Raw genomic sequence first — 19,445 nt, 5'->3', positions numbered from 1 at the left:
CCGGCTATTCTGAGCGTTCGCCTGCCTGCTGGGAGTCGCCACATGCGCCGGATTCCGTCTTCGCTCTTTCTGCTCGCCGCCTGTCTCTTCGCCAGTTCGGCTTCCGCAGCCTCGGAGCCTGCGGAAGTCGCACCTGAGGCGACGGCCGCAACGGCGTCGGAACTGTTCGTCGTGATCTACCGGCCCGGCCCGGCCTGGCAGACAGGGCGTCCGATGAACGAACAGGGCTTGCTGCCGCACGGCAGATACATGCGCGGCCTGCTCGACGCCGGAAGCCTCTTCGCCGGTGGCGGCTTCGTCGGCAGCGACGGCGGCATGGCGGTCCTGCGCGCCGCTGACCTGGAGGCCGCTCGAGCCATGGTGAGCGTCGATCCCGCCGTGACGAGCGGGATCTTCGTCGCCGAGGTCGAGCATTGGCGGCCCCGCTTCCAGTCGCCGGAGCCGCTGCCGCGGCGGGCGAGCGGGAGCTGAAGGGCCCGCAAACCGTCGCGAATCCACTTCCACCCTCCCCTTCCCCCTTGAACTTCCGGGGAGAAGGGTGAAGGCTGGTCCTTTCCCAAGACGCGGCGCCGCGTCTTCTTCGCGGATCCGCCGCAGCGGACGAAGGAGACGCTCATGCCCGGAAGAGCTGCAGGCACCAGAACCATCGCGCTCGTCGGGCCTGGCGGGGCGGGTAAGACCAGCCTCGCCGAGGCCCTTCTTTTTGCCTCCGGCACGGTGAGCCGCCAGGGATCCGTCGCCGACGGCACGAGCGTGGGCGATGCCTCGCCCGAGGCGCGCGCCCGAGGCGGCTCCACCGAGTTGAACCTGATGCACCTCGATTATCTCGACGATCGCTACGCGCTGATCGATGCGCCGGGGTCGGTGGGCTTCGCCGCCGACGGCGCGCTCGGCATGGCGGCTGCGGATCTCGCTCTGGTCGTGGTGGACCCCGACCCCGATCGCGCCCTTCTCGCCGAGCCGTCGCTCCGGCAGCTCGAGGCGCTCGGCATTCCGCACATGATCTTCGTCAACAAGATCGACCAGGCGCGCGGCTCGATCCAGAACCTGCTCGAATCGCTGCAGCCGATGAGCGCGTCCCCGCTGATCGCGCGCTGGATACCGATAAGGAATGGCGAGAAGATTGCCGGCTTCGTCGATATCGCTCTCGAGCGCGCTTATTATTACCGGCCCGGCCAGCCTTCCGAGCAGAAGGATATACCGCCCGAGCTCGCCGATCGTGAGGCGCTGGAGCGCGCCCACATGCTCGAACAGCTGGCCGACCATGACGACGTCCTGCTCGAGCAATTGCTGATGGACGAGATACCGGATCGGCAGGCGGTATTCGCGGATCTCGCCAAGGAAACCGGCCAGGCCCAGATCGTCCCGGTCCTGTTCGGCTCGGCGCAGAACGGCTTCGGCGTGCGGCGGCTCCTGAAGGCCCTGCGGCACGAGGTGCCCGAACCGGCGGCGGCGGCGGCACGGCTCGGCGCCGAGGATGGCTGCGCCTTCGTGTTCAAGGTCTCGAACAGCGGCACGATGGGCCGGCTCACCTTCGCGCGAATATTCGGGGACAAGCTGAAGGAAGGGGCGGAGCTGAAGGGCCCGGACGGCGCGACGGTGCGGGTCGGGACCCTCTTCGCCGTCCAGGGCGAGAAGACGACGAAGCTTTCCGAGGCGCGGGAAGGCGATGTCGTCGCGATCGCCAAGCTCGAAGGCGTCGGCGCCGGCGGATCGCTGGCCGCCGGCAAGGTGCCGCCGACGCCGCAGATCCCGCTGCCGACACGGAATTACGCGCTGGCTATCGCCACGCGCGACCGAAAGGACGACGTCCGCCTGTCCACGGCCCTGCACAAGCTGACCGAGGAGGATCGGGCGCTGGAATGGGAGCAGGACGAAGCGCTCCACGAGACCCGCCTCAAGGGGGTCAATGACGAGCATCTCAAGGTGACGCTCGAACGGCTGAAGCGGCGCTACGGCGTGGCGGTGGATTCGCGGCCGCCTGCCGTCGGCTACAAGGAATCGATCCGCAAGGCGGTCACGCAGCGCGGCCGCCACAAGAAGCAGTCGGGCGGGCATGGGCAGTTCGGCGACGTCGTGCTCGAGGTGAAGCCGTTGCCTCGCGGCCAGGGTTTCAGGTTCGAGGAGCGCATAACCGGTGGCGTCGTGCCGAAGCAGTGGATCCCCGCGGTCGAGGCCGGGGCGCGCGACGCGATGGCCAAAGGTCCGCTCGGCTTTCCGGTGGTGGACGTGGCGGTGACCCTGGTCGACGGCTCCTATCATAGCGTCGACAGTTCGGAGATCGCCTTTCGCACCGCCGGCCGAATCGGCATGGCCGAAGCGCTCGCCGCAGCGGCGCCGCATCTGCTCGAACCGGTTATGAAGGTGACGGTCCTCGCGCCCGGCACAGCGACATCGCGGGTGACATCGGCGATCGCCAGCCGCCGCGGTCAGATGCTCGGAATGGGGCCGCGTGAAGGCTGGTCGCGCTGGGATCAGATCGAGGCACTGGTCCCCGAAGCGGAGATGCAGGGCTTCGACGCCGAGCTGCGGTCGCTGAGCCAGGGCCTCGCCACCTACACCGCCGAGTTCGATCATCTCGCCGAATTGAACGGCACGCTGGCCGAGAAAGTGGTGCAAAGGGAACTCGAGCCGGCCTGAGCCCGCTGTCGCGCCCGGCTGGAACGAGGGTCAGGCTTGGCCTCAGGACGGATGCGCCTCCGCGACAGAACTGCCATTCTCGCCGCCCATCGGCGGCGCAGGGGCCGGATCGGCCGGCTCGCCCGCCGAAATGACCTGGGCGGCGACGAGGTCTCCCACCACGTTCAGCGTCGTGCGGCACATGTCGAGGAAACGGTCCACACCGAGGACCAGCGCGATCGCTTCCGGCTGGACGCCGACCATCGCGAGGATGAGGGCGACGACGGGAAGGGAGCCTGCCGGCACGCCGGCCGTGCCGATCCCCCCCAGGATGCAGACCAGCATCACCATGATCTGCTGTCCGATCGTGAGGTCGATGCCGAAGAACTGGGCCAGGAACAGCACCGTGATTCCTTCGAACATTGCGGTGCCGTTCTGGTTCGCCGTGGCGCCGATCGTGAGGACGAAGCGGGAGACGCGGCGCGGCAGCCCGAGCTGCTCGTCGGCAACCCGAAGCGCGGTCGGGAGCGTGGCGTTGGACGAGGCGGTGGAGAAGGCCATCACGGCCGCTTCCTGCGTCTCCCGGAAGAAGGCGAGCGGGCTCTTCCGGCCGACGGTCGCGAGGATCGCCGGAAAGACGAGGAACATCTGAAGGCCGAGGGCGAGCAGGACCACTCCGACGAACGCCGAGAGCCGGATGAGCAGGTCCCAGCCGAACAGGGCGGCAAGATTGAACATGAAGCAGGCGACCGCGATCGGCGCCAATCGGATGACGATGAGGATGAGGCGCATCGATACGTCGAACAGGCCTTCGAAGCCCCTCAGGAGCGTTCGGGCGCCTGGCGTGTCGGTGAGCAGCAGCCCGATCCCGAAGAACAGAGCGAAGAACATCACCGAGAGGATGGCGCTGTTGCTGCCCAGCGCCTCGACGAGGTTGTTGGGAATGATGCTGATGAAGGCATCGATGCCGGACGGCTGCTGGGTTCCGGTCCGGACGATTTCTCCGGCACGGCCGGCGGATTCGGCCAGCAGCGTCTCGGCCAGCGCCCGGTCGACGCCGGCGCCCGGCTGAAGAAGGTTCACGAGGACAAGGCTGATCGCCACCGCGATCGAGGAAACGATCACGGTATAAGCGAGGGTACGAAGGCCGATCCTGCGCAGCGACCGGACCTCTCCCATCTCCGAGATGCCGACGACGAGGGCGGAGAAGAGCAGCGGGATGACGAGCATGAACAGCAGGCGAAGGAAGATCTGCCCGATAGGTCCGGTCACGTAGGTCGTGACGGCCCCCACCCATGCTGCGTCCGGTTGGGTCATGTTGACGGCAAGGCCGGCCAGGAGGCCCACCAGGAAACCGATCAACATCTTCACCTGAAGCGGGATTCCGCCTGCCTTCGACCAGCCCATGTCAACGTCCTCTTCAGCCCGTGGCGCATCGGCATGGTCCAGGCGGCAAAAGTCAATCGCCGAGTCTGCGTCCGATCAAAAGCGACGCCTCCCGGTACCGGAGGAGGCCGGGCCTACACGTCGTCCGCGGACTCGAACTCGCCGACGTCGAGATCCCCGGTCATTCGTGCCACGGCCACGGCGACGGCGGCGTCCCCGGTGATGTTGGTGGTGGTACGCATCATGTCCATGATGCGGTCCACGCCGGCGACGAAGGCGATCGTTTCCAGCGGTACTCCGACGGTCGAGAAGACGAGCCCCATCATGATGAGGCCCGCCCCCGGAATGCCTGCCGCCCCGATGGCTCCGAGCGTGGCGGTGATGGCGATCATCACGTAGTCGCCGAAATCGAGGCTCACCCCGAAGATCTGCGCCCCGAACAGCGTGGCGAGACCCAGATACATGGCGGTACCGTTCATGTTGATCGTCGCGCCGAGCGAGATGACGAAGCTCGAGACGCTGCGGCTGACGCCGAGATTGCGCTGGGCGCAGCGCAGGGTCACGGGCAGGGTCGCGTTGGACGAGGCGGTCGAATAGGCGACGGCCATCGCGTCGATCATGCCGCGAAAGAAGTCTATCACCCGCACCTTGCCGATGAAGTGGATGATGGCCGAATAGATGCCGAAGATGATCAGCAGGCAGCCGAGATAGTTGAGCCCGACGAGGGTGGCGAGCGGGAGCAAGGCATCGATCCCGAAGGTCCCGGCAACCCAGGCCATGAGCGCGAACACGCCGAACGGGGTGAGCTCCATGACCAGCACCGTCATCCGCTGCATGACGATCGCGGCCGCATCCATTCCGCGCGCCACGAGGCTCCCCTCTTCGCCCGCCATCAGGATTCCGATTCCGAACAGCAAGGCGAAGACGATCAGCGGAAGCACATCGCCGCGCGCCATCGTCTCGACGGGATTCGCCGGTATCATCGCCAGGATCATATCGGTGACCGACGTCGTCGCAGGCTCCGGTATCGCTACCCCTTCGGGAAGCGTCAGCGCGAGACCGGCTCCGGGTGCAATGAGGGTGCCGAGCGTGAGCCCGAGCGCCACCGAGGCGACACCCGTGCCGACAAAAAGCACCAGCGCCCTGCCGCCCACGGCGCCGAGCTTCCTGATGTCGCCGATCGCGGCGATTCCCGCCACGAGCGAGAAGAAGATCAGCGGCACGACCAACATCCGGATTGCCCGGATGAAGAAGTCGCCGATCCACTTGATGCTCTCCGCCCCCGGTCCCCAGATGAGACCGACGGCAACGCCGAGGATCAGAGCCCCGATCACCCGCTGCCAAAGCGGTATCGCAAACCAGGTCCTCATCCACTTGCCCCCTTCGCCGCTGCGCCGGTCGTCCGGCTTGTCACCGCCCGCTCACTAGACGAAGGGTCCTTCAGCGCAAAGGGGCGAACGCTGGCGCCCTGACCGGAGGCCGCATGATCGAGATTGGCGGGATCGCCTTGCTCCCGGAATGGCCGCTTTTTCTCGGCTTCGTCGTGGCCGGGCTGGCGCTCAATATCGTTCCGGGCGCAGACATGACCTTCGTCATCGCGAGCGCGGCCCGTGGCGGGCGGCGGGACGGGATCATCGCCGCCCTGGGAATCGGCGCGGGCGCCCTCGTCCACCTCCTCGCGGCCGTCCTTGGCCTCTCCGCCATCCTCGCTTCGTCGCCGGCGGCCTTCGACGTCATCAAATGGGCCGGCGCTTCCTACCTCCTCTGGCTCGCTTTCTCGATGCTTCGCGCGCGGAGCGCCCCGCCAGGAGAGGCGAGGCCGGCGGGCGGCACCGGTTGGCGGCTGTTCCGGGCGGCGATGTTGGTCAATATCCTCAATCCCAAGGTTGCCCTCTTCTTCCTCGCCTTCCTTCCCCAGTTCGTCGATCCCGCAGCGTCGGCGCCGGCTTTGCAGATCCTGTTCCTGGGTCTGTGGTTCGACCTCGTCGGGACGCTGGTGAACGTCGGCGTCGCGGTGGCGACGGCGGGTGCGGCGGCGCGTCTTCGCCACGTGAGCTGGGTTGGCCGCGCCGCGCGCTGGATCGCGGCGACGGCGATGGCCGCACTCGCCGTGCAGCTGGTCCTGAGCGAGCGGCGCTAGCCCGGCTCACGCATAGGCGTAAGGTCCGCCTTTCTGCAGCGCGGCAGCGAAGGCGGGCCGGGCATGGATACGCTCGAGCCAGTCGATCAGATTGGGGCGATCGTCGCCGAGTCCTGCGCGGCTGCGCGAGATTTCGAGCGGAAAGCTCATCATGATGTCGGCGGCACTGAACTCGTCTCCGGCGAACCAGGCACGATCCCCGAGCTCGCTCTCGAGCCAGTCGAGATGCTGGCCGATCATCGCCAGGATCTGGCCGCGCGCCGGGCGGCCGAGCAGGCCGAGACGGGTGGTCACCAGCAGCCCGAACAAAGGCGGCATGAGCGAGCCCTCCGCATAATGAAGGAACTGGCGGTAGCGCAGCACCGCTTCGCGATTGGCCGGCGGCCCCAGCCGGCCTTCGGCCGCGTCGATCAGATATTCGACGATGGCACCGGTCTCGGCGATTACCCGTCCGCCGGTTGCGCCTGGGCCCGACCCCGCAGCCGCACCGGAGGCCGATCCCGTGTCTTCGATGACCGGCGCCTTGCCGAGCGGATGGACGCTGGCGAGCTCTCGCGGTGCCCGCATCGTCTGTGGGTCCCGATCGTAGCGCCGGACCTCGTAATCCATGCCGAGCTCCTCCAGTAGCCAGAGAATTCGCTGGGATCGGGAGTTTTCGAGGTGATGGACGACGATCATGGCAGGCTCTCGTGCGGTTCGCGGCTTTCATAAGGGGACGGCAGCCAATAGGGAACCGGCTCGGCTGCCCGCTTCGGGTGCCGCAATGCCCAACGGATCCCAGGTGAAGTACGCACCCTCCCCTCCCGACGCCTCGCGTCCCGGCTTCGGCGAGTTCGTCGTTCTGCTGGCCGCCTTGATGTCGATCAACGCCTTGGCGATCGACGCGATGATCCCGGCCCTGCCGGCGATCGGCGAGGCGCTCGGCGTCGCCTCGGAAAATGACCGACAGCTGGTCGTCTCCTTCTATTTCCTCGGTTTCGGCGCCACGCAGTTGCTCTACGGGCCCCTTTCGGACCGCTACGGGCGCAAGCCGGTGCTGATGTCGAGCCTCGTCCTCTACATCGTCTTCGCGTTGGCCTGCGCGGTCGCTTCCAGCTTCACCCTTCTGCTGGCGGCAAGGCTTGCGCAGGGTGCCGCCGCGGCGGCGACTCGAGTGCTGGTCGTTTCAATCGTCCGCGACCGGTTCGAAGGTGCGGCGATGGCGAGGCTCATGAGCCTGGTCTTCCTGGTCTTCATGCTGATGCCCGTGCTTGCGCCGGTATTCGGGCAGCTCACCCTGCTGGTCGCGCCGTGGCCCTGGATCTTCTACGGGCTGGCCGGCTTCGGCATGGTCGTTCTGGCCTGGTCGCTGGTCCGGCTGCCCGAGACCCTGCATCCCGAATATCGTCGGCCCATCTCCGCGCGGGTGATCCGGGAAGGCATGATCGAGACGCTGACCAACCGGCAGTCGCTCGGCTACACGCTCGGCTTCACCCTGATGATGGGCGCGCTCACCGGCTACATCGTCTCGATCCAGCAGATCGTGTTCGACGTGTTCCAGCGGCCCGATTTGATCGCGGCGACCTTCGTCGGCGTGGCCGGGCCGATGGCCGCCACGTCCTATCTGACGTCTCGGCTGGTCGAGCGGGTCGGCACGCGGCGGATCGCGCATCTCGGTCTCGTCCTGTTCACCGTCTTCTCGCTCGCCCATCTGGCAATGGCCGGACAGAATGAATCGCTTGTCACCTTCATCGTCATGCAGGGTCTGGTGATGGCCTGCTTCGGCTTCGCTTCGGCGAGCTTCGGGGCGCTCGCCATGCAGCCGCTCGGCCATGTCGCCGGCACGGCTTCCTCGGTCCAGGGAACGATCGGGACGATCTGCGGGGCACTGCTGGGCACGGCGATCGGCCAGAGCTTCGACGGGACCGTCATTCCCCTGGTCGGCGGTTTCGCGGCATTCGGGATCCTGTCCCTCGGCATCGTGCTCGTCACTGAACGCGGCCGCCTGTTCGCGCACGACTGAGAAGCGAACGCCCGCCGCCTTGATGGGCGGCGGGCGCTTCGCACCGTAAACGTCGGCAGCCTGCGGTTGCGAGCCCGTCACGAGCGGGCTCGCATTCGATGTCCTAGATGTCGTCCTCTTCGGACGGTCCGGCCATCAGCGCCTCGCTGACCTCCTCGGTCTTGCCGCGGATCGCCCGCTCGAGGCGCTCGGCGATCTCCGGATTCTCCTTGAGGAAGGTCTTGGCATTCTCGCGGCCTTGGCCGATTCGGATCGAGTCATAGCTGAACCAGGCGCCCGATTTCTCGATCAGCCCGGCCTTGACGCCGAGGTCGAGCACCTCGCCCAGCTTGGAAACGCCCTGGCCGTACATGATGTCGAACTCGACCTGCTTGAACGGCGGCGCGAGCTTGTTCTTGACCACCTTCACGCGGGTCGAGTTGCCGACGATTTCGTCGCGATCCTTGATCTGCCCGGTGCGACGAATGTCGAGCCGGACCGATGCGTAGAATTTCAGCGCATTGCCGCCGGTGGTCGTCTCCGGATTGCCGTACATCACGCCGATCTTCATCCGCAGCTGGTTGATGAAGATGACCAGGCATTTGGACTTGGAGATGGAGCCGGTCAGCTTGCGAAGCGACTGGCTCATCAGCCGTGCCTGCAGGCCGACATGGCTGTCGCCCATCTCGCCCTCGATCTCCGCTCGCGGCACCAGAGCGGCGACCGAATCGACCACCAGCACGTCGACCGCGTTGGAGCGGACCAAGGTGTCCGTGATCTCGAGCGCCTGCTCGCCTGTATCGGGCTGGGAGACGATCAGGTTTTCGATGTCGACGCCCAGCTTGCGGGCATAGATCGGGTCGAGCGCATGCTCGGCGTCGACGAATGCGGCGACGCCCCCGGCCTTCTGCGCTTCGGCAACCGCGTGGAGCGCGAGCGTGGTCTTGCCCGAGCTTTCCGGCCCGTAGATTTCGACGACCCGGCCGCGCGGCAGGCCGCCGATGCCGAGCGCGATGTCGAGCCCGAGCGATCCCGTCGAGATTGTCTCGATCTCGATCGCCTCGCGCGACCCGAGGCGCATTGCGCTCCCCTTCCCGAACGCGCGGTCGATCTGCGCGAGCGCCGCGTCGAGAGCTTTCTGCTTATCCATATCGAGAGGGTTCCTGTCGGAAACGACTTTGAGTGACGCCACCATGGCCTGTGCTCCCGTTATTGCGTCGGCGCGTCCGGTTCAACGCGTGATGACGATGTACATGATCTGTTCCGTGAGAACAAGAGGGGAACTCAGGCGGCCGCCTCGATCTTTTCCATCGCCTCCCGCATCGCCGGCACGAAGCCGGGATGCAGGAAGATGTCGTCGTGTCGGGCCTCGGGAATGGTCACGTCGTGAACGAGGTTGGGCACCGCCCGGCGGAGCGCCTCGGTTCGCTCCGGCCGGACCAGGCGGTCGCGGCCCGAAGCGATGATCGCCACCGGGAGGCGCCTGTCCTTCAAGGCCTCGGCGGAGCGCATGTCGTGGCGCAGGAGAAGCGAGACCGGAAGCCAGGGATGAAGCTGGCGGGCGGTCGCGGCGAGCGAGTCGAAGGGGGTGACGAGGACCAGGCCGGCCAGCGGGCGGCGCGCGGCCAGGCTGGACGCGACGCCGCTGCCCAGGCTGATGCCCACCGCGACGATCCGACGCGGCCGCAAGCGCGCGGCGACGAAATCGTGGATCAGGGGCGCATCTTCCATCAGCGTTTCGGCGCCGGCCACGCCACCACTGGGAGCATAGCCGCGGTAGAAGAAGGTCACGATGTCCCGGTCCGGATAGATTTCGTGGAGCAGTTCGGCCACGCCTTGGGCGTTGGACGCGTTGCCGGCAAAGGCGAGGACGAGCGTCGGGCCGGACCCCCCGCCTTCGGGCGGAATATGAAGCCCTTCGAGACGAATCCCGTCCGGGGTCTCGACCGTGAGCCGTTGCGCGCCCGGGGGCGGCGCCTGCGCAGGGACGACGAGGAAGGCCGGAAAGAGCAGCCGCTCCTGGTTGACGAAGGCCAGGCCGACGATCGCGCCGTAACCGGCCAGGAGGATGAGGAGGAGAGCGAGGAGCAGCCTTGTCCTCCTCACCGGCGCCGCGTGCCTAGAGGCCGAAGGCCTTGGCCAGAGCGGGCTCGATCGCGTCGATCGTGTAGGGCTTGGAAAGAACCGGCGCGGCGGCATGGCGCTGCGGGGGCGGCTCGACATGGCCGCCGGTGGCGAGGATGAACGGAGTCCCTGCCTCGGCGAGCCGGTCCGCGACCGGCCAGGCATGCTTGCCGTCCTTCAGCTGGATGTCGATGATGGCGACGTCGAAGCCGCCTTGCTCGACCTTTTCGATCGCTTCTTCGACCGAATCGCAGGTGCCGACCACCTGGTGACCGAGAGAATCGAGGAAGTCTTCGAGCATCATCGCGATGAGCGGCTCGTCTTCGACGATAAGGATGGACCTGTTCCCCTGCATATTCCCGCCTTAGCAATTGTTCCGCAAAGGAAAAGGGATATTTCGCAACGCGCGCCGCGGCTGCGGTCGAATCGGCGCCGTTCAGGCCCCGTTCCGCGCCTGCTCCCGATCGAGAACCTCGCGCACCGTCTCGGCGAGCTGCTGCACCGAGAAAGGCTTGGCGAGGAAGGAGACGTTCGGAACGTCGATGGACTTCCTCAACTGCTCCTCGGCATAGCCCGATATGAAGAGGATCGGCAGGTCCGGATCGCGCTTGCGGGCCTCGCGCGCCGTGGTCGGGCCGTCCATGGTCGGCATCACGACGTCCGAGATCATCAGGTCGATCTTCTCCTCGCGCCCCAATATTTCCAGCGCAGCCTCGCCATTCTCCGCGACGAGGACATTGTAGCCGTGCCGCACCAGCGCCCGCTCGGCGACGGTTCGGACCATCGCCTCGTCCTCGACGACAAGGATGGTGCCGCTGCCCCACAGCTCGTTCGGCTTCTGCTTCGCCGGCGCCTTCACCGGCGTTTCGCCCGGCTGGGCACGGTGGACCGGAAGATAGATGGAGAAGCTCGTGCCCTTCTGCGGCTGCGATTCGGCAAAGATGAAGCCGCCGGACTGCTTGACGATTCCGTAGACGGTGGAAAGGCCGAGGCCCGTTCCCTTTCCCACCTCCTTGGTCGTGAAGAAGGGCTCGAAGATCTTGCCGATGATATGGGGCGGGATCCCGATGCCGGTATCGGTCACCTTGAGCGCGGTATAGTCGCCGATCGGCAGGATGTCGGTCCCCATCCGCCGCACGTCCTCGGCCGAGATGGCGAAGGTCTGCAGGGTCAGCGTGCCGCCGCCGTCCGCGTCCTTGGCGAGCATCGCGTCGCGGGCATTAACGGCGAGGTTGACGATCACCTGCTCGAGCTGCCCCGGATCGGCGCGGACCGGGCCCAGCCCGCGGCCGTGCTTGACCTGGAGCGTGATCCGCTCGCCGAGCAGCCGCGTCAGCAGATGCGACACCTCCGCCACCACGTCGGGAAGCTGAAGCACTTGCGGCCGGAGCGTCTGCTGCCGCGAGAATGCGAGCAGCTGCCGGGTGAGGTTGGCGGCCCGATTGGAGTTGGAGCGGATCTGCTGGATGTCGTCATAATCGCTGTCGCCCGGCGTATGGCGCATCATCATCAGGTCGCAGGTGCCGAGGATCGCGGTGAGGATGTTGTTGAAGTCGTGGGCGACGCCGCCGGCGAGCTGACCGACGGCCTGCATCTTGGTGGCCTGGGCGATCTCGCGCTTCAGTCGGGCCTCCTCGCTATTGTCCTTGAGCGACAGCAGGACGGCGGCGTTGCCGAGCCCGCGTGCTCCGGCGACCGTCATCGCCACCGGTTCGTCCGGGTTCGAGGTCAGCCGAACCGCCAGGTCGCCGGAAAGCGCGCGGCCGCGGGCAAAGCGGCGAACCGCGTCCGACACGGCCGCTTTGTCCTCGTCCACGACGAGGTCGCCGGGCCAGGCCGGGCGCTCGTTCGGCGACAGGCCGGCCGCCTTGCGGAACGCCTTGTTGAGGAAGGCGAACCGGCCGTCCGTGTCGGCCAGAGCGAGTCCGAGCGGCAGGCTGTCCAGCAAGGCGTGAATATGCCCGTTCTCGTCGTCCCCGAGCCGGGCGCCGGGCACGTCGTCGAGCAGGAGGAAGAAGGACGGTGAATCGGGGCGGTCCCCCGTCGGTATCTGGAGGATGCGCAGCGGCGGACCGCTCCGACCTTCCGCGGCGAAATGAAACTGGCCGCTCTCCGACGCGGCGAGATAATCCACCAGGTCGGTGCCGTCGACCGGCCCGCCTTCATCGCCGGCCGCGCGGATCGCGAAGGCGGGGTTCGCGGCGCGGATCCGCCCGTCCGAGTCGGCGAGGACCAGCATCAGGCCGGCATCGCCGATCCGGCGTCCGGCCTCGCCGGCCAGCAGGCGCACTGCCTCGGCGGCGAGCTCGGGCCCTTCGGCGCCGGTGAACCGCCATACCAGCCGATCGCCGGAGCTGCGAACTTCCCCGCGCAGCGAGCGACCCTCTACAATCAGGCCGTCGAGCGTCGCCTTTCCGTCGCGTCGGGCCAGGCGGAGCGCGTCGCGGAGCCGCCCGTCGCCGAAGTCGAGCGGGGATGCGCCGCCGCCGAACCAGAGGTTCCAGATCGCATTGGTGCAGACCGGAACGCCCTCGGCGTCCGTGAGCGCGAGAGCGGCATCCGGACCGGCGCTGTCGAGCGCGGCACGCAGCAGGCCGACATCGCCCTGCCCCGTGGCCGCCGCGTCCGCCTGTGGAACCGCGGCAGCAGGCCGGCGAAGGAAGAAGAGCAAGCCGGCGGTGGCCACCAGTCCGGCAAGGAAGGCGCCGACGAAGACCGGGTCGCCCAGGGCCCAGAGCAGTAATCCGGCCGAGGCCAGTGCCGCCGCCGCCAGCGCCAGTCCGCCGCGATCGCGCTTTCCGCGCGACGCGGCCGAGCTGGCGATGGGATGTGCGGCCGTTGCCATGGTTACCAGATGCGCACCCGTTGCTCCGGCGACAGATAGAGCGCGTCTCCCGCCTCGGGCTGGAAGGCGGCGTACCAGGGATCGAGGTTACGGACCACCGCGGCACGCTGTTCGGACGGCGAATGAGGATCGGTCAACAAGCGTTGAAGAAGATTCTCCTCCCGATATTTGCGGCGCCAGATCTGTGCCCATCCGAGATAGAAGCGCTGATCGGCGGTGAACCCCTCGAGCACCGGCGCCTCCCCGCCGCCGAGCGAAAGGCGGTAGGCGTCGTAGGCCACCGTCAGGCCGGCAAGGTCGGCGATATTCTCGCCCAACGTCAGCCGGCCCTGCACGCGGTGACCCGGCAAAGGCTCATATTGGTCATATTGCGCCACGAGCTGCCCGGTCAGCGCCTCGAAGCGCTGCCGGTCCTGCGGCGTCCACCATTCACGCAATGCGCCGGTCTGGTCATAGCGGCTTCCCTGATCGTCGAAATGGTGGCTGATCTCGTGGCCGATGACGGCGCCGATGCCGCCATAATTGACCGCCGGATCGGCGTTCGGATCGAAGAAGGGCGGTTGCAGGATCGCGGCCGGGAAGACGATTTCGTTCCAGGTGGGGTTCGCATAGGCATTGACCGTCATCGGAGTCATGAACCACTCGCCTCGGTCCACCGGCCTGCCGAGCTTGGCGAGGTTGCGCCGATATTCGAACTCGGTCGCGTTGAAGATATTCTGGACCAGTTTGTCGCGTGTGACGGCGACGCCGGAATAATCGCGCCACCGGTCGGGATATCCGATCTTGGGGGTGAAGGCGGCGAGCTTGGCGCGTGCTCGCGCGCGCGTCTCCGGCGCCATCCACGCGAGCCCATCTAGGCGCCGATCCATCGCGGCGATGATGTTGCGCACGAGCTCGTCCGCCGCCGCCTTCGCCTCAGGGGGGAAGTGACGCTCGACATAGATCCGGCTGACCTCGTCCGGGATCATCTCCGTGACGAGGGTGACGCCGCGCTTCCACCTTTCCTCATTCTGAGGCGTGCCGTTGAGGGCGGTGCCGTGGAAGGCGAAATGCGCGTCGACATAGTCGCGCGAGAGGTAAGGCGCGGCATCGTCGATCAGGCGGAGCAGCAGATAATCGTTGAGAACCGCCTGAGGCGTCTCGCCGATCAGCTTGGCGCTCCCGGCGAAGGCGCTCGGCTGCGACACGAGGAGGTTCGGCTGGTCGGCGATTCCCGCCGACTCGAAGAAGCGAGTCCAGGCGAAGCCCGGTGCCTGCCGATCGAAGTCGGCCCGCGCCCATTTGTTGTAGGTCCGTTCGTCGTCGCGATTCTCCACCCGGGTCCAGTGGACCTCGGCAATCCCGCGCTCGAACGCCAGCACGGCGGCGGCACGGGCTTCGGCATTTTCCTCGCCGGCCAGCGTCAGAAGCCGCGCCAGATAGGTCTGGTAGGCGGTCCTCTTCTCGGTCAGTGCCGCTTCGTCGCGCAGATAATAGTCGCGGTCGGGAAGCCCGAGCCCTGACTGGGTGAGCCGGACGATCATTTCTGTCGGGATGCGGTCGTCGCTGCTGACGTAGCCGGCGAACGGACCGGTGACGCCGCGGCGGAACAGCTCGCCCAGCTGCGCCGCCCAGGCGCCGCGGTCGCCGACCGCCTCGATCTTGGCCATCATCGGGCGCAGCGGCGTGATCCCGGCCGACTCGATGGCGGCCTCGTCCATGAAGCTGGTGTAGAAGTCGCCGATCCGCGACCCGGGCGCGAGCGCCGCTTCCTCGAGGATCGCCCGCGTTCGGGTCCGTGACAGGTCGTCCAGCAACGTAAACATGCCGTAATTGCTTCGGTCCGCCGGAATCTCCGTCCTCTCCTCCCAGGTGCCGTTGGCGAAGCGGTAGAAATTGTCGCCCGGACCGACGCTGCGGTCCATGCCGGGGACGTCGAATCCGAACGTGCCGATCTGCGGCCGCGCCGCATCGGCCGGGGCGACCGTTCCGGCCGCTGTCTGGACGCCACCCGACGGGGCGGCGGCAAAGGCCGTGAAGGCGGTTGAAGCGGTGAGGAGAATCAGGAGCTTGCGCATGGCTTTCCCGGAGAGGTGAGAGGATGAATGGTGGTGTCTATGGCCCAGCGGCGATGCGGCTTCAATCGAAGCTACGGCGTCAATCGGCGGTCACTTGCCGGCGCTGCGCGCGGCGTCGCCACTTGCGGGCGGTCCACCAGCGCCAGACGAACATCGAGAGCAGATAGCCGACCAGGCCGGCGAGCAGCGCGATCAGGAACAGGCCGGAGACCAGTGCCGGCGCCGCGTCCGAGAACAGCCAGGAGAACCAGTCGCCCGCGCTCGCGCCGCGGGCGTAGAGCGCCTGGAAGGAAGCAAGGTCGGCGTGAAAGCCGAGGCGGTTGCCGACCCAGATCGAGGCCATGAGCAGGAACGGAGTCGTCGCCGGATTGGTCAGGAAGGTCATCGCCGCCGCGACCGGGATGTTCGCCCGGATCGGTATGGCGAGCAAGGCGGAGCCGACGATCTGGACTCCGGGGACGAGCAGGAAGACTCCGACGAAAAGCCCCACGGCCACACCGCGCGGAACCGACCGGCGCGTGAAGCGCCAGAATTCGCTGTGCAGGACGCGCGAGCCGAACGGCTTGAGCCAGCGGCTCTTCGCCAGCTCCTCCCGCTTAGGGGCGTTCTTCGCCATCCAGTTGGTGATGCGCTCGACCATTAAAGCATGACTGCCTTCGGATTGAGCAGGGCGCCCTGTTCCCGGAACGGGGCCGCGAAGCGCGTGATGCTGCGCGCCTGCTCTTGAGAGGAGTAGGAGCCTGGCCGTCTAATGCTCCCGCCTTGGGAAGTCATGCTCTCATCACCCGTGCTGCCGGAGGAGGCGGCCTTGCTCCCGCTTCCAGTCCTTTTCCTTCTCGTGCTCGCGCTTGTCGTGGGCCTTGCGCCCGCGCGCCAGCGCGAGCTCGACCTTCGCTCGTCCCCGCGAGTTGAAATATATGGAGAGCGGGACCAGCGTCATCCCCTGCCGGGCCACCGCCCCGAACATTTTTTCGATCTCTCGCGATTTGAGCAGCAGCTTGCGGGGCCGCTTCGGCTCATGGTTGAAGCGGTTGCCGTGGCTGAACTCGGGAACGTTGGAGTTGATCAGCCAGACTTCGCCATTCTTCACTTCGGCATAGCTCTCGGCGATCGAGCCTTCGCCGAAGCGCAGCGATTTCACCTCGGTGCCGGTCAGGGCGATTCCGGCTTCGAACTTGTCCTCTATCGCATAGTCGAACCGGGCCCGCCGGTTCTCGGCGACCACCTTCTTCTTGTCGAATTCGGCATGACGCGGACGAACCATCAGGCAAGGCCGGCATGAGCGAGCGCCGCATCCACGGCGCGGCAGCTCGCCTCGGAGGGCAGGGTCATCGGCAGGCGAAGCTGGGAGGGCATATCGGGGCGCACGCGGTTCAGGGCGTATTTAACCGGCCCGGGTGAAGCATCGGTGAACAAGGCTGCGTGGAGCGGATAGAGAAGGTCTTGGAGCCGAAGGGCTGCGGCCCAATCTCCCGCGAGGCAGGCGTTCTGGAACTCGGCGCACAGCTTGGGTGCGACGTTCGCGGTGACCGAGATACAGCCCACCCCGCCCATCGCCATGAAGCCGAGCGCCATGTCGTCATTGCCCGAAAGCTGGGCGAAATCCTCGCCGCAAGCGATTCGCTGCGCCGACACGCGCCCGAGATTGCCGGTCGCGTCCTTCACCCCTGCGATGGTCGGCAGGCGGGCCAATCGGCCGAGCATTTCGACCGAGATGTCGGCGACGGTCCGCGACGGCACGTTGTAGATGACGATCGGCAGGTCGCTCGATTCCGCCAGCGCCGCGAAATGCGCGTAGAGGCCCTCCTGGCTCGGGCGGTTGTAATAAGGCACCACGCACAGCGCGCCGTCCGCGCCGCGCGCCTCCGCCGCTTTCATGTTCTCCCGCGCCGAGCGCGTGCAGTTGGATCCGCAGCCGGCAATGACCGGCACGCGCCCGGCCGCCTGGTCGACGCAGACCTCGACCACTCGCCAATGCTCCTCGAATGTCAGGGTCGCCGCCTCGCCGGTCGTTCCGCACGGGACAAGTCCATGACTCCCTTGGCTTATCTGCCACTCGACGTGGGACCTGAAAGCCTCCTCGTCGAACGACTCGTCGCGAAACGGGGTCACCAGAGCCGGGATTGACCCTTTGAACATCAGCACCTCCTTCACCTCGCAACCCGGCATGCATAGGACAATTCGAGGACATTCCGGGAGATGTTCAGGATCTGATAAGGAGGGGGGTGTCATTCTGTCCAGCATGCACAAGAGAGCGGGGCTATTGTTGTTGCTGGGCGGGTCCGTAGCGGCCGTCGCAGCAGCGTCTGTCGGACCAATCCGGTTGAATGATCCGCCGCCGGCGATTCGCAGGGCCGTGCCGCCCCCGGTAGCCGCGGCGATCCAGGCGGCTCCGGCTCCGTCGACGTCGGTCGCGACGAGCATCGCCCGATGGAACAGCTTGCGGCAGAGCGACAATCTTCCGTTTTCCGCTTACGCCTCCTTTCTGCTCTCGCACCCCGGCTGGCCGGGCGAAAGCGCGATGCGCCGCACCGCCGAGCGGCGGGCCGAGCCCGGGGCCGCCTCCCCCGGCGAGGTAGTGCGCTTCTTCGCGACCTTCCCTCCCCTCACGCCCGCGGGTCACGCCCGCCATGCTTTGGCCTTGCTTGCCGCCGGACGGGTGGACGAGGCGCGGGAGACGGCGCGCACCGCCTGGAAGGCGGGGCCGCTTTCGGCGACCGACGAGCAGCGCCTGCTCGGCGCGTTCGGTGCGGCTCTGACCCCGCAGGATCATGACGCGCGGATGGAGGTGCTACTTGCCAATGGCGACGTCGCCAGCGCCCGGCGCAGCCTGATGTGGAGTACGCCGGCACGGCGGCCGGTGTACGAGGCGCGGCTGGCCCTTCAGGGCCGCGCTCCCGACGCCGCCTCGCGCCTGGCGGCGCTCGGCAGCGCCGGGGCCGGCGATCCCGGCCTGCTGATCGACCGCGCCAACTGGCTGCGCAACACCGATCCGCTCGCGGCGCGGCAGCTGCTGGCACAGCCGCACCGGCTGACCGCCTATCCGGCCAATCCGGCCAAGCATATGGAGACGCTGGTCACGATGGCGCGCGGCGCCGCGAACGACCGCCAATGGACGCTTGCCTATGGGATCGCCAGTCAGGTCGATGGACTCTATCCTCCCGGCACGGACGTCAGTCAGAAGAGCTTCGACGAGCGCGACGAATATACCAACCTGACCTGGCTCGCCGGCACCACGGCGTTGCTTCGGATGAACCGGCCGGCCGACGCGGTCGGCATGTTCGAGCGCTATGCCCGGGCGGCCCAGTCGCCACCGACCCAGACCAAGGGCCTCTATTGGGCGGCGCGCGCGGCGCAACGCGCTGGGCAGGCCGAGCGGTCGCGGGCCTTCCTTCAGGAAGCGGCCCGCCATTACGACCAATATTACGGCCAGCTCGCGGCCGAGCGGCTCGGCCAGACGCTGCCGGCGCCATCGGCGCCGCCCGTACTCACCTTCAGCGCCGCCGACCTCGCAGCCTTCCAGTCGAGGCCGATCGTCGCTGCGGTCACCTATCTTGGGCAGACCGGCAATTGGCGGGACCAGACCCAGTTCGTCCGGGCACTGGCGGAGCAGGTGCGCAGCGACAATGAGCGGCTGCTCGCGGTCCAGCTCGGACAACGCATCGGCCGGCCCGACCTCGGCGTGCTCGTCGCCCGCCGGGCCCGCACCGACGGCTCGTTCGAATATAAGAGATGGGGCTTCCCTGAGGTGAACGTTCCGCCGGCCCAGCAGCGGCACTGGACGATGGTCCATGCAATCACGCGACAGGAGAGCCTGTTCGACCGGCAGGCGGTGAGCAGTGCCGGCGCGCGCGGCCTGATGCAGCTTATGCCGGCCACGGCGCGTGAAGTGGCGGGGCGGCTCGGCGTTTCCTACGAACCGTCGCGGCTGACCGATCCCCAATATAACGTGCTGCTCGGATCGACCTATTTCGCGCGGCTGCTCGACCAATGGGGCGGCAATTATCCGCTGGCGGTGGCGAGCTACAATGCCGGCGCGGGCAATGTGCGGCGTTGGATCAACGCCAATGGCGATCCTCGCACGTCGGGCGTGGCGATGATCGACTGGATCGAGGAGATCCCGTTCTTCGAGACACGCAATTACGTCCAGCGCGTGCTCGAGAATGCGGTCGTCTACGATCTTCTCAATCCCGACCGGGCGCGAAGCCCTTCGCAGAACCGGCTTTCTTACTATCTCGGCGAATCCCAGCCCAACTGAGGCAGGTCAGGCCTGGGCGGCTGACTCGAAAAAGC

The 19,445-nt window shown here is 67.2% G+C and carries 16 protein-coding genes; 5 read left to right on the top strand and 11 right to left on the bottom strand.

All coding sequences use genetic code 11. The annotated features are described in order from the left end of the window. Positions 1–42: 42 nt before the first annotated feature. Complete coding sequence (locus tag EKM57_RS13045) at positions 43–471, top strand: YciI family protein (protein WP_129792921.1); 429 nt, start codon at positions 43–45, stop codon at positions 469–471. 144 nt (positions 472–615) lie between these two features. Next, entirely contained in the window at positions 616–2,640 is a 2,025-nt protein-coding gene (locus EKM57_RS13040) for an elongation factor G (RefSeq protein WP_129792920.1), read from the top strand. A 42-nt stretch (positions 2,641–2,682) separates the two neighbouring features. Here EKM57_RS13040 and EKM57_RS13035 read toward each other — a convergent pair whose 3' ends face one another. Together EKM57_RS13035 and EKM57_RS13030 are read right to left on the bottom strand one after the other, a co-directional pair. Then, positions 2,683–4,026 (bottom strand): dicarboxylate/amino acid:cation symporter, encoded by a 1,344-nt coding sequence (locus tag EKM57_RS13035; protein WP_243451031.1) that lies wholly within the window; start codon positions 4,024–4,026, stop codon positions 2,683–2,685. Between the two features lie 113 nt (positions 4,027–4,139). After that, complete coding sequence (locus EKM57_RS13030; protein ID WP_129792919.1) at positions 4,140–5,375, bottom strand: dicarboxylate/amino acid:cation symporter; 1,236 nt, start codon at positions 5,373–5,375, stop codon at positions 4,140–4,142. Positions 5,376–5,488: 113 nt separating this feature from the next. Between EKM57_RS13030 and EKM57_RS13025 the strand changes: the two genes are divergently transcribed. Further along, entirely contained in the window at positions 5,489–6,145 is a 657-nt protein-coding gene (locus EKM57_RS13025) for a LysE family translocator (protein WP_129792918.1), read from the top strand. A 6-nt stretch (positions 6,146–6,151) separates the two neighbouring features. Here EKM57_RS13025 and EKM57_RS13020 read toward each other — a convergent pair whose 3' ends face one another. Beyond that, positions 6,152–6,823, bottom strand: coding sequence for a glutathione S-transferase family protein (locus tag EKM57_RS13020; protein WP_129792917.1), 672 nt, complete (start codon positions 6,821–6,823; stop codon positions 6,152–6,154). A gap of 103 nt (positions 6,824–6,926) precedes the next feature. Between EKM57_RS13020 and EKM57_RS13015 the strand changes: the two genes are divergently transcribed. Beyond that, positions 6,927–8,147 carry a multidrug effflux MFS transporter gene (locus EKM57_RS13015; RefSeq protein WP_243451030.1) on the top strand — a complete coding sequence of 407 codons (1,221 nt, stop codon included), beginning with the start codon at positions 6,927–6,929 and terminating at the stop codon, positions 8,145–8,147. Between the two features lie 103 nt (positions 8,148–8,250). Here EKM57_RS13015 and recA read toward each other — a convergent pair whose 3' ends face one another. The 8 genes from recA to dapA form a co-directional block, all read right to left on the bottom strand. Further along, entirely contained in the window at positions 8,251–9,321 is a 1,071-nt protein-coding gene (gene recA, locus EKM57_RS13010; RefSeq protein WP_129792915.1) for a recombinase RecA, read from the bottom strand. An 89-nt stretch (positions 9,322–9,410) separates the two neighbouring features. Continuing rightward, complete coding sequence (locus tag EKM57_RS13005; protein ID WP_129792914.1) at positions 9,411–10,232, bottom strand: alpha/beta hydrolase; 822 nt, start codon at positions 10,230–10,232, stop codon at positions 9,411–9,413. A gap of 13 nt (positions 10,233–10,245) precedes the next feature. Next, a complete protein-coding gene (locus tag EKM57_RS13000; protein WP_129792913.1) occupies positions 10,246–10,605 on the bottom strand; it encodes a response regulator in 360 nt (119 codons plus the stop codon). 81 nt (positions 10,606–10,686) lie between these two features. Beyond that, a complete protein-coding gene (locus tag EKM57_RS12995) occupies positions 10,687–13,095 on the bottom strand; it encodes a response regulator (protein WP_129792912.1) in 2,409 nt (802 codons plus the stop codon). Positions 13,096–13,097: 2 nt separating this feature from the next. Further along, positions 13,098–15,152, bottom strand: coding sequence for a M13 family metallopeptidase (locus EKM57_RS12990; RefSeq protein ID WP_129792911.1), 2,055 nt, complete (start codon positions 15,150–15,152; stop codon positions 13,098–13,100). A gap of 79 nt (positions 15,153–15,231) precedes the next feature. Beyond that, a complete protein-coding gene (locus EKM57_RS12985; RefSeq protein ID WP_129792910.1) occupies positions 15,232–15,792 on the bottom strand; it encodes a DUF2062 domain-containing protein in 561 nt (186 codons plus the stop codon). Between the two features lie 141 nt (positions 15,793–15,933). After that, positions 15,934–16,416, bottom strand: a complete 483-nt coding sequence (gene smpB / locus EKM57_RS12980) for an SsrA-binding protein SmpB (RefSeq protein ID WP_129792909.1) — start codon at positions 16,414–16,416, stop codon at positions 15,934–15,936. Further along, entirely contained in the window at positions 16,416–17,291 is an 876-nt protein-coding gene (gene dapA, locus EKM57_RS12975) for a 4-hydroxy-tetrahydrodipicolinate synthase (RefSeq protein WP_129792908.1), read from the bottom strand. Before dapA ends, smpB begins: the two co-directional genes overlap by 1 nt. A 217-nt stretch (positions 17,292–17,508) precedes the next feature. Here dapA and EKM57_RS12970 point away from each other — a divergent pair, with 217 nt between their 5' ends. Next, complete coding sequence (locus EKM57_RS12970; protein WP_243451028.1) at positions 17,509–19,410, top strand: lytic transglycosylase domain-containing protein; 1,902 nt, start codon at positions 17,509–17,511, stop codon at positions 19,408–19,410. Positions 19,411–19,445 lie beyond the last annotated feature (35 nt).

The sequence above is a fragment of the Sphingosinicella sp. CPCC 101087 genome (genome assembly GCF_004151485.1).
Lineage (GTDB): Bacteria > Pseudomonadota > Alphaproteobacteria > Sphingomonadales > Sphingomonadaceae > Allosphingosinicella.
This window is presented reverse-complemented; position numbering and strand designations above follow the sequence as displayed.

Bases quoted from the DNA above. Each gene is read 5' to 3' on its own strand.
- EKM57_RS13025 (WP_129792918.1), top strand. From the start codon at position 5,489: ATGATCGAGATTGGCGGGATCGCCTTGCTCCCGGAATGGCCGCTTTTT.
- EKM57_RS13020 (WP_129792917.1), bottom strand. From the start codon at position 6,823: ATGATCGTCGTCCATCACCTCGAAAACTCCCGATCCCAGCGAATTCTC.
- EKM57_RS13035 (WP_243451031.1), bottom strand. From the start codon at position 4,026: ATGGGCTGGTCGAAGGCAGGCGGAATCCCGCTTCAGGTGAAGATGTTG.
- EKM57_RS12995 (WP_129792912.1), bottom strand. From the start codon at position 13,095: ATGGCAACGGCCGCACATCCCATCGCCAGCTCGGCCGCGTCGCGCGGA.
- EKM57_RS12985 (WP_129792910.1), bottom strand. From the start codon at position 15,792: ATGGTCGAGCGCATCACCAACTGGATGGCGAAGAACGCCCCTAAGCGG.
- EKM57_RS12990 (WP_129792911.1), bottom strand. From the start codon at position 15,152: ATGCGCAAGCTCCTGATTCTCCTCACCGCTTCAACCGCCTTCACGGCC.
- dapA (WP_129792908.1), bottom strand. From the start codon at position 17,291: ATGTTCAAAGGGTCAATCCCGGCTCTGGTGACCCCGTTTCGCGACGAG.
- recA (WP_129792915.1), bottom strand. From the start codon at position 9,321: ATGGTGGCGTCACTCAAAGTCGTTTCCGACAGGAACCCTCTCGATATG.
- EKM57_RS13000 (WP_129792913.1), bottom strand. From the start codon at position 10,605: ATGCAGGGGAACAGGTCCATCCTTATCGTCGAAGACGAGCCGCTCATC.
- EKM57_RS13040 (WP_129792920.1), top strand. From the start codon at position 616: ATGCCCGGAAGAGCTGCAGGCACCAGAACCATCGCGCTCGTCGGGCCT.
- EKM57_RS13045 (WP_129792921.1), top strand. From the start codon at position 43: ATGCGCCGGATTCCGTCTTCGCTCTTTCTGCTCGCCGCCTGTCTCTTC.
- EKM57_RS13030 (WP_129792919.1), bottom strand. From the start codon at position 5,375: ATGAGGACCTGGTTTGCGATACCGCTTTGGCAGCGGGTGATCGGGGCT.
- smpB (WP_129792909.1), bottom strand. From the start codon at position 16,416: ATGGTTCGTCCGCGTCATGCCGAATTCGACAAGAAGAAGGTGGTCGCC.